Here is a 15245-nt window from a genome sequence, read left to right as displayed (position 1 = left end):
GCTGCGTCGACAACCCCGACCGGGGGTCGCGCTCACGGTGACGCCCTCTCTCAGTCCGCGATCAGCCCTTCCCGCAGCTGCGCGAGCGTGCGGGTCAACAGGCGGGAGACGTGCATCTGCGAGATGCCGACCTCCTCGCCGATCTGGGACTGCGTCATGTTTGCGAAGAAGCGCAGCATGATGATCTGCCGTTCGCGGGGCGGGAGTTTGGCCAGCAGCGGCTTCAGCGACTCGCGGTACTCCACCCCCTCCAGGGCCGTGTCCTCGTACCCCAGACGGTCCGCCAGCGAGCCCTCGCCGCCGTCGTCCTCGGGTGACGGGGAGTCCAGCGAGGAGGCCGTGTACGCGTTCCCGACCGCGAGGCCGTCGACCACGTCCTCCTCCGACACCCCCAGCACCAGGGCGAGTTCGGGGACGGTCGGCGAGCGGTCGAGCTTCTGCGCCAGCTCGTCGCTGGCCTTCGTGAGCGCCAGGCGCAGCTCCTGGAGCCGGCGGGGCACGCGCACGGACCACGACGTGTCGCGGAAGAAGCGCTTGATCTCGCCGACGACGGTCGGCATCGCGAACGTGGGGAATTCCACGCCCCGTTCGCAGTCGAACCGGTCGATCGCCTTGATGAGGCCGATCGTGCCGACCTGGACGATGTCCTCCATCGGCTCGTTACGGCTGCGGAACCGGGCCGCCGCGTAACGCACCAGTGGCAGATTCAGCTCGATGAGGGTGTCACGTACGTAGGTGCGCTCCGGGCTGTCCTGGGCGAGCACGGCGAGCCGCAGGAACAGGGAGCGGGACAGAGTGCGGGTGTCGATGGCTTCCGGCTGGGACACGCGCGGTGGTTCGGCCACACGGTCGAGAGCATCCGGTGCGTCCGGTGCCGGCGGTGCCTGGTCGCTCTTGTTGAGCGTGAGCACCTTCGAGCTGCCCTGTTCTACGGACATGCCACCCCCTTGAGGTCGCTGACGGTCGCGGTGGCCGCTCCCGTCGAAGGAACGCAGCCTCCACCTGAATACCGGCGGTGGGACTGCGGCAAACGCGGTTCCAGCAGAATGTCACATGTCGTCAACACGCTGTAGCGCCAAGTCGACATATCTGCACCGGAATAAGGGGGTATGCGAATTTGCTGCCGGTGGAGGCGCTGCGGGGTTACTACCCGGAAGAGCTACGCCTCGATCCTGTTTGCGGATCGCAAACGCGCGAAGCTTCGCGCCAGAAGCCGTGACACATGCATCTGCGAGACGCCGAGTTCCTGGCTGATCTGCGACTGCGTCAGGTTGTTGTAGTAGCGCAGCATCAGGATGCGCTGTTCCCGCTCGGGCAGTTGGACGAGCAGATGCCGGACCAGATCGCGGTGCTCGACGCCGGCCAGCGCCGGGTCCTCGTAGCCGAGCCGGTCGAGCAGGCCCGGCAGCCCGTCGCCCTCCTGGGCCGCCTCCAGCGACGTCGCGTGGTACGAGCGGCCCGCCTCGATGCAGGCGAGGACCTCCTCCTCGGAGATCTTCAGCCGGGTGGCGATCTCGGCGGTGGTGGGGGAGCGGCCGTGAGCCGTCGTCAGATCCTCGGTGGCGCCCGTGACCTGGACCCACAGCTCGTGCAGCCGGCGCGGTACGTGGACGGTGCGCACGTTGTCGCGGAAGTACCGTTTGATCTCGCCGACGACGGTCGGCATCGCGAAGGTCGGGAACTGCACACCGCGGTCCGGGTCGAACCGGTCGATCGCGTTGATCAGCCCGATCGTGCCGACCTGGACGACGTCCTCCATCGGCTCGTTACGGCTGCGGAAGCGGGCCGCCGCGTACCGCACGAGCGGCAGGTTCGCCTCGATCAGCGCGCTGCGCAGCCGGGTGTGCTCGGGGCTGCCGCGCTCCAGATCCTTGATCTGCGCGAAGAGCAGCTGTGTCAGCGCCCTGGTGTCGGCGCCGCGGGTCCCCGGTGTCGACGGCCGGGGTTCGGTCTCGCTCGGGGTCTCGACGAGGGGGGCCTCAGCTCGGGGTTCGATCTGGGGCGGCATTTGAGGCGTTGTACTGGCCGGCACGGTCACGCCACCCCTTTGCGGTCAACTACGGTCAACTCATCCGTCAAAAGCGGTCATAGCATCACAAGACATGCCCACTGTGTGCAAGCACCAGAAAACTCCGTGTTGACGAGGAATCAGCTGTTCAAACTCGAAAAGCCCCATGCCGGTGAGGCATGGGGCCAGGAGGACCAAGGGTGGGAATACCCGGTCGGAAGTGACGACGGGAGCCGGTCGGAACCGATCAGAACTCGTAGTCGGCGATCACCCAGGTGGCGAATTCGCGCCACAGGCCGACGCCCGCCTGATGGTCGGGGTGCTCCAGATACCGGGTCAGCGCGTCCGCGTCGGCGACCGCCGCGTTGATGGCGAAGTCGTAGGCGATCGGCCGGTCGCTGATGTTCCACGCGCACTCCCAGAACTCCAGCTCCGGGATCTTGCCGCCCAGCTCGGTGAAGGCCCGCGCGCCGGCGACGACCCGGGGCTCGTCGCGCGAGACGCCCTCGTCGAGCTTGAAGAGGACCAGGTGGCGGATCACGGGCTTCTCCCAGGTGCGGCGGAGGCGGGCTTGGTGTGCGGCGCGGTCACGGCTGTCACGGCGGTACGGGACGCCGGTGTGCGGCGTCGTCGGCCGCGGCCGCTGTCCGCGGCTACTGTACGAGCTCGGTCATGAACTCGCCGACACCCTCGGCGGCGCTCGATATGCCCTCGAAGCCCACCTCGACGAGGTCCGCCGCCTTTTTGGGCGAGGTGATGATCGTGTACAGCACGAAGACGGCCAGCACATAGAGCACGATCTTCTTTGTTTGCGCCATCGGCGCTGCCTCCCCTGCTGTCCCCGGTGTGATCGCGTGAGTCTAACCGTACGAATGGGCCCGTTCGGGGGCCGATTTCGATCGCCCTTGTGACCGCTTCTGGTCATGTCGTCTCGCGGCCCGGTCGTCGCCCGGTCGCCGCCGTCGGAGCGCAACGTCGTACGCGACGACCGCCCGGCCCGAGCCGTCAGGATCTGAACGCACACTCCGCAAGACACAGCGCGAACCGGAGCAAAAGCCCCGCAGAGTCGGTTAGTTGTTGATCGGACGGCATCCGATGAGGGCCGGTGCGTGCACAACTCTTGACGTGTACGAAACACGGGAGAACCATCTGCCGTAACGAGAGAGCGCTCTCCGGCTTTCCGCCGGATCTCTCCGCTGCGCGTCCCGAACTCCCCCTCGTCGTCCGAGACTTCAGGAGACCTGCCCATGCACGCTCCGCTGTCCGTTCTTCCGGTGTTCCGGAGACCCGCGTCGGTGCGCCGCCGCGGCATAGCCGCGTCCATCGCCGCGACCCTGGTCGCCTCCCTGCTGATGCTCATCCCCACCACCACCGCCGCGAGCGCCGCACCGACCCTGCTCTCCCAGGGCAAGCCGGTGACGGTCTCGAGCACGGAGAACGGCGGCACCCCCGCCGGCGCCGCCGTCGACGGTGACAACGGCACCCGCTGGTCGAGCGCCGCCGCCGACCCGCAGTGGATCCAGATCGACCTCGGCTCCTCGGTCGCGGTCAGCCAGGTCGTACTGCGCTGGGAGGCCGCGTACGCCAAGGCGTACAAGATCGAGCTGTCCACGAACGGCACCAGTTGGACGAGCGCGTACTCCACCACCACGGGCCCCGGCGGCAACGAGACGCTGAACGTCTCCGGCACCGCCCGCTACGTGAAGCTGACCGGCACCACCCGCGCCACCCAGTACGGCTACTCCCTCTGGGAGTTCCAGGTGTACGGCGAGAGCGGCACCGGTCCCGGCGGCCCGATCCAGGGCGGCGGTGACCTCGGCCCCAACGTCAAGGTCTTCGACCCCTCGACGCCCAACATCCAGGGCACGCTCGACACGATCTTCCGGCAGCAGGAGTCGGCCCAGTTCGGCACGGGCCGCTACCAACTCCTCTTCAAGCCGGGCACGTACAACAACCTCAACGCCCAACTCGGCTTCTACACCTCGATCTCCGGTCTCGGCCTGAAGCCCGACGACACGAACATCAACGGTGACATCACCGTCGACGCCGGCTGGTTCAACGGCAACGCGACCCAGAACTTCTGGCGCTCCGCCGAGAACCTCGCCGTCACCCCCGTCAGTGGCAGCAACCGCTGGGCGGTCGCGCAGGCGGCCCCGTTCCGCCGTATGCACGTCAAGGGCGGGCTCAACCTGGCGCCGGCCAGCTACGGCTGGGCCAGCGGCGGCTACATCGCCGACAGCAAGATCGACGGCCAGATCACGCCCTACTCCCAGCAGCAGTGGTACACCCGCGACAGCGCCATCGGCGGCTGGGGCAACGGCGTCTGGAACATGGCCTTCTCCGGGGTCGAGGGCGCGCCCGCGCAGTCCTTCCCGAACCCGCCGTACACGACGCTGAACAACACCCCGACCTCCCGCGAGAAGCCGTTCCTCTACCTGGACGGCAACACGTACAAGGTCTTCGTCCCGGCCAAGCGCACCAACGCGCGCGGCGTCTCCTGGAACGGCACCCCGCAGGGCGAGTCCCTGCCGCTCGACCAGTTCTACGTGGTGAAGCCGGGCGCCTCGGCGGCCACGATCAACGCGGCGCTCGCCCAGGGCCTGCACCTGCTCTTCACCCCGGGCATCTACCACGTCGACCAGACCATCAACGTCAACCGGGCGAACACCGTGGTCCTCGGCCTCGGCTACGCCACGATCATCCCGGACAACGGGGTGACGGCGATGAAGGTCGCCGACGTGGACGGCGTGAAGCTGGCCGGCTTCCTGATCGACGCCGGACCGGTCAACTCCCCGACGCTGCTGGAGGTCGGCCCCCAGAACGCGTCGGCCGACCACTCCGCCAACCCGACGACCGTCCAGGACGTCTTCATCCGCATCGGCGGCGCGGGCGCGGGCAAGGCCACCACCAGCATGGTCATCAACAGCGACGACACGATCATCGACCACACCTGGATCTGGCGGGCCGACCACGGCGAGGGCGTGGGCTGGGAGACCAACCGCGCCGACTACGGACTCCAGGTGAACGGCGACGACGTCCTGGCGACCGGTCTGTTCGTCGAGCACTTCAACAAGTACGACGTGCGATGGAGCGGAGAACGCGGCCGGACGATCTTCTTCCAGAACGAGAAGGCGTACGACGCCCCGAACCAGGCCGCCATCCAGAACGGCGGCATCCAGGGCTACGCCGGCTACAAGGTGGACGACTCGGTCGTCACCCATGAGGGCTGGGCGATGGGCAGCTACTGCAACTACACCTCGGACCCGAACATCCGTCAGGAGCACGGATTCCAGGCACCGGTGAAGCCAGGGGTGAAGTTCCACAACATCCTGGTCGTCTCACTCGGCGGCATGGGCCAGTACAACCACGTGATCAACAGCACCGGAGCGCCGACGTCGGGTACGTCGACGATCCCGTCGAACATCGTGAACTTCCCGTAGGGGAGTAGACGAGCAGGACAGCGGGGCCCGGCCTCCTCCCAAGGAGGCCGGGCCCTGTCGCGTGGGTGACTATTATGGGCAGAAGCTCCAAAAGCTCCACAAAGGGAGCTTCCCGGGACATCGGTCCCATCGAAAGGAAGCCAGGAAGCCTTATGCCCACCCGCCCCTTCCGTTTCGGCGTCAGCATGCTGGCCACCGGATCGCGCTCGGCCTGGCAGGCCAAGGCCCGACAGGCCGAGGACCTCGGCTACGACGTGCTCCAGGTCCCCGACCACATGGGGATGCCCGCCCCGTTCCCCGCACTGGTGTCCGCCGCCGACGCGACCACCACCCTGCGCCTCGGCACCCTCGTCCTCAACGCCGGCTTCTACCGGCCCGCGCTGCTGGCCAGGGACATCGCCGACACCGACCAGCTCACCGACGGCCGCCTGGAGGTCGGCCTCGGCGCGGGCTACGCGGAGGCCGAGTTCCGTACGGCGGAGCTGCCGTACCCCGCCCCCGCGGAACGCGTCGACCACCTGGCGCACACCGTCGCCGAACTGCACCGGCTCTTCGCCACCCCGGACCAGGTGCCCGCGGTCCGCCAGAGCCCCGCCCCACCGCTGCTGGTGGCCGGTATCGGCGACCGCGTGCTGCGGCTGGCCGCCCGCGAGGCGGACATCGTCGGCTTCCCGGTCATGTCGCTCAGGACACCGCCGGGCGGGGACCCGCAGCAGGTCCTGGCCGAGCGCGTCGACCACGTCCGCGCCGAGGCGGGCGCCCGCTTCGGGCACCTGGAGCTGAACCTGTTCGTCTCCACGGTGGCCCTCACCGGCCCGTCCGCCGGCGCCCCGGACCTGACAGCCGCCCGCCGCCTGGCCCCGGACCTGACCGAGGACCAGATCCGCCGGCTCCCCAACGTGCTGGCGGGCTCGCCCGACGAGATCGCCGAGACGCTGCACCGCTACCGGGAGACGTACGGCCTGACCTACTTCTCCGTACTCGAACCGCACCTGACGGACTTCGCGAAGGTCATCACCCGCCTTCGCTGACCACCGCGCGGTGCCCGCGGCAACGCGAAGGGCCCGGTTCATTGAACCGGGCCCTTCGTCTCGTACTGGCGGTAGCGGTGGGATTTGAACCCACGGTGACGGGTTACGCCACACTCGCTTTCGAGGCGAGCTCCTTCGGCCGCTCGGACACGCTACCGAGAGAGAGCTTAGCCCAAGGTGGCCCATGCTCAGAAATCGATAATGCGGCGGTCCCGGAAGAAGGCCGTGAGCAGCTCGGAGCACTCGTCGGCGAGCACCCCCTGGATCACTTCCGGGCGGTGGTTGAGGCGGCGGTCCCGTACGACGTCCCAGAGCGAGCCCGCCGCGCCCGCCTTCTCGTCGAGCGCCCCGTACACGACGCGGGCCACCCGCGACTGTACGAGCGCGCCCGCGCACATCGTGCACGGCTCCAGGGTCACCACGAGCGTGCAGCCGGTCAGCCGCCAGGCGCCGAGCTTCGCCGCCGCGCGGCGGAGCGCCAGGACCTCCGCGTGCGCGGTGGGGTCGCCCGTCAGCTCGCGTTCGTTGTGGCCGGTGGCGAGGACCGAGCCGTCCGGGGACAGCACCACGGCGCCGACCGGCACATCGCCGGCCGGTGCCGTGCGTGCGGCCTGTTCCAGGGCGAGGCGCATCGGCGCCCGCCACGGCTCACGCAGCGGGTCGTGCTCCGTCACTAGCGCGCGGTCTCCAGCACCTCGGAGGCGCCGAGCGCGTCCGCGATCTCGGACATGGCGTCCGTCTCCAGCGCCAGCAACTCCGCCTCCGAGAGGCCCAGGTCGGCGAGGATCGCGCGGTCGCCCGCCGGTCCCGCCGGTACCGTTCCGGGTCCGGCCGCGTCGGCGGGGCCGGTGCCCCCGTCCGAGTGCTCCGTGTCCTCCTGCTCTTCAGTCTCGCCGTCCTCGGTACCGTCGAGGTCCAGCGTGTCCAAGGCGTCGGCGAGGTCGTCATCGTCCCCGCCGAGCAATTCGTCCGTGAGGATCTCCCCGTAAGAGGAGCGTGCGGCCATGGCCGCGTCGGAGACGTAGATGCGAGGATCCTCCTCGCCCTCCACGCGGAGCACGCCGAACCAGGCGTCCTCCTGCTCGATGAAGACGAGCACCGTGTCCTCGTCCACCGAGGCTTCGCGGGCCAGATCGGTCAGATCCGACAAGGTCTCCACGTCGTCGAGCTCTGTGTCGCTCGCTTCCCACCCGTCTTCGGTGCGCGCGAGCAGTGCGGCGAAGTACACCGTGACTCTCCCACTGGTCAGAGGTGACGATTCGGCGGTGCGCTGCGCTCTGCCCCGCCCACTACTCGGAATCGTGGCAGAAACCCGGCGATTGCGAGAGGTCTTCCGCCGTTGCGTCGTGCAGGCATTTTTTTGGACCGGGGTGGCCGGGCGCCGGGGACGGCGTGCGGCGGGGGTGCGGGAGGGCCGTGGGGCGGGCGTCGGCCGATGCCCAAGTGGCCTTCCCGCGACGGTCGGAGGGCCGCCGGGCGGCCCCCGCGCGGCTACCAGCGGAAGGTCCGCATCCGCATCTGCTGGCGCATCCTGGCCGCGCGGGCCTGCCGAGGTTTCACCCGCTCGCGCAGGGCCTTGGCCTCGTTCAACTCCCGCAGGAACTGCGCACGGCGCCGCCGGCGGGCCGCGTCGCTCCCGTCGGAGGCGGTGTCGGACACGGCATCGGAGGCGCTGTCGGGCGAGGTGTCGGACGGGGCGTCGGGCTGGGTGCCGGGCGTGGCGTCCGGCTCGCGGGCGGCCCGCCGGTCGCCGTCGCGCTCCTGCGGATTCCGCCGCTGCCGGTCCGGCATCGCCGCCTCACCACCCCACGACTCGGTTGACTGTCACCCCTGTAGGCGTGCCCCATCACCTTCCCTGCGAGCGGGGGATTGATGCCAGCGGGGGCCGCCCGCCGGGCCGCGGTTACTGTGGAGGCATGCGGATTCATGTCGTCGACCACCCGTTGGTCGCGCACAAACTCACCACGCTGCGCGACAAGCGCACCGACTCCCCTACCTTCCGACGCCTCGCCGACGAGCTGGTCACGCTGCTCGCGTACGAGGCCACCAGGGACGTGCGCACCGAGCAGGTCGACATCGAGACTCCGGTGACGGCGACCACGGGTGTGAAGCTGTCCTACCCGCGGCCTCTCGTGGTGCCGATCCTCCGGGCCGGCCTCGGCATGCTCGACGGCATGGTGCGGCTGCTGCCGACCGCCGAGGTCGGTTTCCTCGGGATGATCCGTAACGAGGAGACGCTTCAGGCGTCCACGTACGCGAGCCGGATGCCCGAGGACCTCTCGGGGCGGCAGGTGTACGTCCTGGACCCGATGCTGGCCACCGGCGGCACGCTGGTCGCGGCGATCCGTGAGCTGATCAAGCGCGGCGCGGACGACGTGACGGCCGTGGTGCTCCTCGCGGCGCCCGAGGGCGTCGAGGTGATGGAGCGCGAGCTGGCGGGCACGCCGGTCACGGTCGTCACGGCGGCGGTCGACGAGCGGCTGAACGACCGCGGCTACATCGTTCCGGGCCTGGGCGACGCGGGTGACCGCCTGTACGGGACGGTCGACTAGCCCTCAGTCTCCGGTGCGGTTCAGCAGGGGCCGCCGGTCGCGGGCCTGGTCAGGGTGGCCAGGGTCCGGTCGGCGTCCTTCCGCACGTTCAGGGTCTTGAAGGCCGTGCCGAGCAGCAGATCCACGTCCTTGGTCTGCCGGGCGTCGTGCTGGGGCTTCGCGCCCTTCAGCTGGGCGCCGAGCACCGTGAAGGACCCGTCCGCGGCGGCCGGGGCGCCGAGCAGTATTCCCGTGCCGGGGATCTTCTTGTCGAACGCCGCCGGCGCGTTGCCGACCTTGCCGATGACGAAGCCGCGCTTCTTCAGCTCGTCGGCGGTGGTCTTGGCGAGTCCCGCGCGCGGCGTCGCGTTGTAGACGTTGACCTTGATCTGGGCCGGCTTGGGGAGCGTCTTGGCGGCCACGGCCGACTGGGACGGCTTGCAGCCGGGCTTGCGGTTCCGGTCCGAGGCGGTCGTGGTCTTCGTCTTCGTACCGTCGTCCGCCGTGAACACGTCGACGAGCTGTACGGTCCCCCAGCCGACGAGGCCGAGGGCGACGACGGCGGCGATGGCCGCGAGCACGATCCTGCGGCGGTGACGGGGGCGGCGCATGCGGGGGTACTTGGCACCCGTAATGCGATATTTGCCGCCCATACCTGGGGGGGTGAGCATGCTCATGGCCGCAGCGTAGTGCGCGGCGGTAGTGATTCCTACTAAATGATCAATAGGTTGGGCCCGTAGAGGCCGGAATGGCCCCGAAAGGCTCAGTCCCGAGCAGGTTGAGTGCTCGTCAGACCGTTCGGCGCGCGTTCAGGCGGTTCGGACGACTCGGACGACTCGGGCGGTTCCGGTGGTCGGGTCAGCCCAGATCCAGTTCGAGCACGCGCGCATGCAGTACCTGCCGCTGCTGGAGTGCCGCGCGGACGGCGCGGTGCAGTCCGTCCTCCAGATAGAGGTCGCCCTGCCACTTCACGACGTGCGCGAAGAGGTCTCCGTAGAAGGTCGAGTCCTCGGCGAGCAGCGTCTCCAGATCCAGTTGGCCCTTGGTGGTGACGAGCTGATCGAGGCGGACCGGGCGCGGCGCTACGTCCGCCCACTGCCGGGTGCTTTCCCGGCCGTGGTCGGGATACGGCCGCCCGTTACCGATGCGCTTGAAGATCACACGGAAAGCCTACCGGGCGAGCGCCTCCGGGCGCAGCCATGGCGCGGTGGTGCAAAAGGATGCATATGGTTCAAAGTATGAGCGACGTATGAGTGGAACCATCCCGTCCGGTGACGTCGCCGTCCAAATCGCTTCCCGATCGGCTCCTGATCGCCTCCTGGGGAGGCTCCACGAAGCCACGAAGCCGCGACGCACGACGGGCGCCGAGGGAACTCGCTCCCCCGGCGCCCGCGATGAGTGCCTGTCAGTCGGTCGGGCCGTCAGGCCGTCGGTCGGTCAGGCCCGGGACTCGTGCTCGTGGGCGTTCGACGCACCGACACCGGTGTCGCCGTCGGCCGCGCCGCGCTTGAGCTTGGCGGAGGCATCCGCCTCGGCTGTCGCGGTGAGCGGGCTCAGGTCGTGGGCGTAGTGGCCCACGGCGTCGGCGATGACGTCGATGTTGACGTCGAACGCCTCCTTGTTGATGTTGTCGAGGTCGTCACAGGCCGCGTGGTAGCAGGGGTCGTACGCGACCCCGGCCTCGCCGCCGAACTTCGCCGCCTGGTCCGCGGTCTTTATGCCCTCGGCGCCGGTGAAGGTTCCCCCGGAGGGGATGCCGACCTCGATGAACGGCCCGTAGTCGGAGCGGCCGGAGAAGTCCGTGCCCTCGTGCGGGTAGTCCTTGCTGTCGAGGAAGTCGGTGATGCCCTTCTCCAACTGCGCCGAGCCCTCCGGTCCCGCGCCGGCGCCCTCGCCGTCCGAGTCGTCGCCGTCGTATACGAACTGGCCGAAGTTCGGCGAGGCGATCATGTCGAAGTTCAGGTAGAGCTTGATCTGTTCGGCCTGCTCGGGGCTGAGGCCCTGCACGTAGTCCTCGGCGCCGAGCAGTCCCAGCTCCTCGGCCGACCACCAGGCGAAGCGCACCTTGTTGGCGGGCTTCTCGCGCGACTTGGCGAGATCCAGGGCGACTTCGAGCAGACCGGCGGAGCCCGACGCGTTGTCGTTGATGCCCGCGCCCGCGGTGACGGAGTCCAGGTGGGAGCCGAGCATCACGGTGTTGGCCGCGTTGCCGCCCTTGGTCTCGGCGATGACGTTGCGCGTGGTGCGCTTCTGCTGGAGCTGACGGATGTCCAGGGAGACCGTCACGGGGCCCGCTGCCGCCTCGGCGGCGAGCTTCGCGCCCTCGGCCTGGGTGACACCGCCGGTGGGGATCCTGGCCGCCGCCGGGTCGCCCAGGGTGCCGCTGAGGGCGCCTTCGGTGTTGTTCGAGACGATCGCGGCGACCGCGCCCGCGGCGGCCGCCGTCTGCTGCTTCACCGCGAAGTCGCAGCCGCCGCGCTGGATGAGCGCGATCTTGCCGGTGAAGGCACCGGCGGCGTAGTCGCCGGCCTCGCAGCCGGTGGTCGCGTCGACCGGTACGACGGCGAGGGCGGCCTCGATCCCGCCCTTGGGCGTGGACTTCGTGTACGACATGGCCGTGATCTCGGAGTCGCGCGGCGTGGGCGCGGTGACCTTGAGCGTCTGGGCCTGCGTCTCGATGTACGTGAACTCGAAGGTGTCGTACGAGACGTTGTAGCCGGCCTTCTTGAGAAGGCTGTACACGTACGCGCCGGAGGCGTCGTGGCCGAGCGAGCCCGCGGCGCGGTGGCCGCCCGCGGAGTCGGCGATGTCCTGGAACTTCTTCAGATGCTTGTACGCGTCCTTGCCGGACGCCTCTTTGACGAGCTTCTTGGAGAGCTTCGCCGCGTCCCTCGCCGGGTCGGGCCGGTTGTGCGCCGAGGCGGAGGATGCGGACAGCAGAAGCGGGGCGGCGAGCGCGGTGGCGGCTGCGACTGCCATGAGTCTGCGGGACGTTGCGTTCACAGGGGTCCTTCCGATGCGAACGGGTGCGGACGAGCAGGAGCGTTGCGAAGTGAGCTACCGAAAGTTAGCGACCTGGGGCGTTGTAGGGGAACAGATGTGCCACAAATCATGCTCGTCGGCCGCGTGCTCGTCGGCGCCCGTTCAGCTCTCCGCGGACTTCGCCGACTTGGCCGGTGTCGCCGGCTTCGCCGCCTTGGCGGCGCGCTTGGCCTCCTGCTTGTGCGCGCGGACCTTCGCCAGGGTCTCGGGCCCCGTGATGTCCGCCGCCGAGCGGAACGACCCCTCGTCGCCGTACGCGCCGGCCGCCGCGCGCCAGCCCTCGGGCCGTACGCCGTACTGCTTGCCGAGCAGCGCGAGGAAGATCTGCGACTTCTGCTTGCCGTAGCCGGGGAGTTCGGTCAGCCGCTTGAACAGTTCGGCGCCGGTGGCGGCATCTCGCCACACCCCGGAGGCGTCGCCGTCGTAGTGCGCGACCAGGAACTGGCACAGCTGCTGCACGCGCTTGGCCATGGACCCCGGGTAGCGGTGCACGGCGGGCTTCTCCGAGAGCAGCGCGGCGAACGCCTCGGGGTCGTACGCGGCGATCGCGTGCGCGTCCAGATCGTCACCCCCCATGCGTACGGCGATGGTGTACGGCCCCGAGAAGGCCCACTCCATGGGCACCTGCTGGTCCAGCAGCATGCCGACCAGCGCGGCCAACGGGCTGCGGCCGAGGAGTTCGTCGGCCTCGGGCTGCTGTGCGATGCGAATCGTCGTGCTCATGGGCCGATGGTGGACCGGGCCGCGGAAAATTTCCGGGAGGCCACGCCCTGACGGTGTGTTCATATGACTGTTTTGTGGCGCGGATGGCGGTACGGGGCGAGGGGTAGGGCTGGACACGGACAGCTGCCGGAATCCTCCGGAATCCTCGGGAAAGGCCGCGCATCAGTGACACAGCCCTTTGAACTGCCGGATTTCTACATGCCTTATCCGGCGCGTATCAATCCACGTCTGGAGGAGGCCAGGGAGCACTCCCGGGCGTGGGCACGGGACATGGGGATGCTGGAGGGCTCGGGAATCTGGGAGCAGAGCGATCTCGACGCCCACGACTACGCGCTGCTGTGCTCGTACACCCATCCCGACTGCACAGGGCCGCAGTTGTCGCTGGTCACGGACTGGTATGTGTGGGTCTTCTTCTTCGACGACCACTTCCTGGAGATCTTCAAGAGAACGCAGGACCGTGCGGGCGGCAAGGCGTATCTCGACCGGCTCGCCGCCTTCATGCCGATGGATCTCGCCGACGGATTCCCCGAGGCGACCAATCCGGTGGAGGCGGGTCTCGCCGATCTCTGGGAGCGCACGGTCCCGTCGATGTCCCTGGACTGGCGGGCGCGGTTCGCCGAGAGCACGGAGAATCTGCTCAACGAATCCCTCTGGGAGCTCGCCAACATCAACGCCGGGCGGATCGCGAATCCCGTCGAGTACATCGAGATGCGCCGCAAGGTCGGCGGGGCGCCCTGGTCGGCAGGGCTCATCGAGTACGCGGCGGGGGCGGAGGTGCCGGCCGAGATCGCCGAGTCCCGTCCGATGCGGGTCCTGCGGGACTCCTTCTCCGACGGGGTCCATCTGCGCAACGACCTCTTCTCGTACCAGCGGGAGATCGAGGAGGAGGGCGAGCTGAGCAACGGGGTGCTGGTCCTGGAGACGTTCCTGGGCTGCACGACACAGGAGGCGGCCGACGCGGTCAACGACCTGCTGACGTCGCGCCTCCACCAGTTCGAGAACACGGCCCTGACCGAGCTGGGCCCGCTCTTCGTGGAGAAGGGCGTCGATCCGGTCGCGGCGGCGGGGACCCTGGCGTATGTGAAGGGCCTCCAGGACTGGCAGTCCGGCGGCCACGAGTGGCACATGCGCTCCAGCCGGTACATGAACGGTGCGGGGGCGGGCGGGGGCGCCGGGGCGGGGGAGACGGCGGGGCCGCTGTTCTCACTGACCCCGGTCGGCCGCTGGACGGCGGCGTCGGACTATCTCAAGAGCCTCGGCAACGGCGCGCCCGCCAGGGTGCGCGGCCACAGCCATGTGCCGTACCAGCGGGTGGGGCCCTCGATCCTGCCCGAGTTCGAGATGCCTTTCACGGCGAGGCTCAGTCCGTATCTGGAGGCGTCGCGGGAGCACGTCGTGGAGTGGGCGGGCCGGATGGGCATCCTGGAGGGCCAGCCGGGCGTCCCCGGCTCGGACGTCTGGGACGAGGACCGGATCCGCCGTATCGACCTCCCGCTCTGCGCGGCCGGCATCCACCCCGACGCCACCCCCGAGGGGCTCGACCTGACCTCGGACTGGCTGGCCTGGGGGACGTACGGGGACGACTACTTCCCCGTCGTGTACGGCAACACCCGCAATCTGGCGGCGGCGAAGGTCTGCAACGAACGGCTGTCCCTCTTCATGCCGATCGAGACGCTGGACACCCCGCCACCGCTCAGCGGGCTGGAGCGCGGACTGGCCGACCTGTGGATCCGTACGGCGGGCCCGATGGACGCGGACGCCCGGCGGGCCTTCCGCGCGTCCGTCGAGGAGATGACGGCCAGCTGGGTCTGGGAGCTGGTCAACCAGATCCAGAACCGCATCCCGGACCCCGTCGACTACATCGAGATGCGCCGCCAGACCTTCGGCTCCAACATGACGATGAGCCTGTCCCGCATCGGCCACGGCCAGGTGGTGCCGCCGGAGATTTACCGCAGCGGCCCGATGAGGTCCCTGGAGAACGCGGCCCAGGACTACGCGTGCCTGATGAACGACCTCTTCTCGTACCAGAAGGAGATCGAGTTCGAGGGCGAGATCCACAACGGCGTACTGGTGGTGCAGTCCTTCTTCAACTGCGACTACCCGACGGGCGTCGCGATCGTCCATGACCTGATGAAGGGCCGCATGCGCCAGTTCCAGCATGTCGCGGCCAATGAACTCCCCGTCCTGTACGACGACTTCGCCCTGAGTGTCGAGGCGCGCGCGGTCCTCGACGGCTATGTGAAGGAGCTGGAGAACTGGCTGTCCGGCATCCTCGTCTGGCACGCCGGCTGCGACCGTTACAAGGAGTCGGACCTGCTCCACGACCGGGCGGGTATCACCCGCTGGCTTCCCCCGGCCCCCAAGGGTCCCGGCACCTCGGCGACCCGGATCCGGCTTCCGGCGCAGGCGCTGACGCCGTAACCGCTGAGGCCGTGACCGCTGACGCGGTTACCGCTACCCGCCCCGCCTC

14 protein-coding genes, 1 tRNA gene and 1 pseudogene are annotated in these 15245 nt (G+C 69.1%); 4 read left to right on the top strand and 12 right to left on the bottom strand.

The window, feature by feature from the left end:
* Positions 1 to 50: 50 nt before the first annotated feature.
* From ACFUN8_RS02680 to ACFUN8_RS02665, 4 genes are all read right to left on the bottom strand, one after another.
* Entirely contained in the window at positions 51 to 938 is an 888-nt protein-coding gene (locus ACFUN8_RS02680) for an RNA polymerase sigma factor SigF (protein ID WP_382563622.1), read from the bottom strand.
* A gap of 221 nt (positions 939 to 1159) precedes the next feature.
* Complete coding sequence (locus ACFUN8_RS02675; RefSeq protein WP_383630395.1) at positions 1160 to 2032, bottom strand: RNA polymerase sigma factor SigF; 873 nt, start codon at positions 2030 to 2032, stop codon at positions 1160 to 1162.
* 223 nt (positions 2033 to 2255) lie between these two features.
* Positions 2256 to 2549, bottom strand: a complete 294-nt coding sequence (locus ACFUN8_RS02670) for a Dabb family protein (RefSeq protein ID WP_383630393.1) — start codon at positions 2547 to 2549, stop codon at positions 2256 to 2258.
* A gap of 112 nt (positions 2550 to 2661) precedes the next feature.
* The gene (locus ACFUN8_RS02665) at positions 2662 to 2826 is read right to left on the bottom strand and encodes a hypothetical protein (RefSeq protein ID WP_382563626.1); all 165 of its coding nucleotides are present in this window, start codon (positions 2824 to 2826) and stop codon (positions 2662 to 2664) included.
* A gap of 534 nt (positions 2827 to 3360) precedes the next feature.
* Between ACFUN8_RS02665 and ACFUN8_RS02660 the strand changes: the two genes are divergently transcribed.
* Positions 3361 to 5448 carry a discoidin domain-containing protein gene (locus ACFUN8_RS02660; RefSeq protein ID WP_383630558.1) on the top strand — a complete coding sequence of 696 codons (2088 nt, stop codon included), beginning with the start codon at positions 3361 to 3363 and terminating at the stop codon, positions 5446 to 5448.
* Positions 5449 to 5600: 152 nt separating this feature from the next.
* Complete coding sequence (locus ACFUN8_RS02655; protein WP_383630391.1) at positions 5601 to 6479, top strand: TIGR03621 family F420-dependent LLM class oxidoreductase; 879 nt, start codon at positions 5601 to 5603, stop codon at positions 6477 to 6479.
* 66 nt (positions 6480 to 6545) lie between these two features.
* On the opposite strand, the gene ACFUN8_RS02650 is transcribed toward ACFUN8_RS02655, so the two are convergent.
* The 4 genes from ACFUN8_RS02650 to ACFUN8_RS02635 form a co-directional block, all read right to left on the bottom strand.
* Positions 6546 to 6636 (bottom strand) — tRNA-Ser (locus ACFUN8_RS02650).
* A gap of 31 nt (positions 6637 to 6667) precedes the next feature.
* Complete coding sequence (tadA, locus tag ACFUN8_RS02645; protein ID WP_383630556.1) at positions 6668 to 7111, bottom strand: tRNA adenosine(34) deaminase TadA; 444 nt, start codon at positions 7109 to 7111, stop codon at positions 6668 to 6670.
* A gap of 41 nt (positions 7112 to 7152) precedes the next feature.
* On the bottom strand, positions 7153 to 7707 hold the full coding sequence (locus ACFUN8_RS02640; protein ID WP_383630389.1) for a hypothetical protein: 555 nt from the start codon (positions 7705 to 7707) through the stop codon (positions 7153 to 7155).
* A gap of 263 nt (positions 7708 to 7970) precedes the next feature.
* On the bottom strand, positions 7971 to 8270 hold the full coding sequence (locus ACFUN8_RS02635; RefSeq protein ID WP_383630387.1) for a hypothetical protein: 300 nt from the start codon (positions 8268 to 8270) through the stop codon (positions 7971 to 7973).
* Between the two features lie 125 nt (positions 8271 to 8395).
* On the opposite strand from ACFUN8_RS02635, the gene upp reads away from it, so the two are divergent.
* Positions 8396 to 9031: a uracil phosphoribosyltransferase gene (upp, locus tag ACFUN8_RS02630; protein ID WP_382563634.1), complete on the top strand. Its 636-nt coding sequence runs from the start codon at positions 8396 to 8398 to the stop codon at positions 9029 to 9031.
* 20 nt (positions 9032 to 9051) lie between these two features.
* Here the strand turns inward: upp and ACFUN8_RS02625 are convergent, their stop codons facing one another.
* From ACFUN8_RS02625 to ACFUN8_RS02610, 4 genes and pseudogenes are all read right to left on the bottom strand, one after another.
* Entirely contained in the window at positions 9052 to 9687 is a 636-nt protein-coding gene (locus ACFUN8_RS02625; RefSeq protein ID WP_383630384.1) for a LytR C-terminal domain-containing protein, read from the bottom strand.
* Between the two features lie 181 nt (positions 9688 to 9868).
* Positions 9869 to 10171 carry a type II toxin-antitoxin system VapB family antitoxin gene (locus ACFUN8_RS02620; protein WP_023540426.1) on the bottom strand — a complete coding sequence of 101 codons (303 nt, stop codon included), beginning with the start codon at positions 10169 to 10171 and terminating at the stop codon, positions 9869 to 9871.
* 351 nt (positions 10172 to 10522) lie between these two features.
* Positions 10523 to 11623 (bottom strand): annotated as a pseudogene (locus ACFUN8_RS02615) (M28 family metallopeptidase); the annotation flags it as partial.
* 531 nt (positions 11624 to 12154) lie between these two features.
* On the bottom strand, positions 12155 to 12775 hold the full coding sequence (locus ACFUN8_RS02610) for an HhH-GPD-type base excision DNA repair protein (RefSeq protein WP_383630382.1): 621 nt from the start codon (positions 12773 to 12775) through the stop codon (positions 12155 to 12157).
* Positions 12776 to 12940: 165 nt separating this feature from the next.
* Between ACFUN8_RS02610 and ACFUN8_RS02605 the strand changes: the two genes are divergently transcribed.
* Positions 12941 to 15196, top strand: a complete 2256-nt coding sequence (locus tag ACFUN8_RS02605; protein ID WP_383630380.1) for a germacradienol/geosmin synthase — start codon at positions 12941 to 12943, stop codon at positions 15194 to 15196.
* The last annotated feature ends 49 nt before the right edge of the window (positions 15197 to 15245 follow it).

It is taken from the genome of Streptomyces sp. NPDC057307 (assembly GCF_042667665.1).
Taxonomy (GTDB): Bacteria; Actinomycetota; Actinomycetes; order Streptomycetales; family Streptomycetaceae; genus Streptomyces.
Note: the sequence above shows the minus strand (reverse complement) of the source record. Positions and strands in the feature narration are given on the sequence as shown.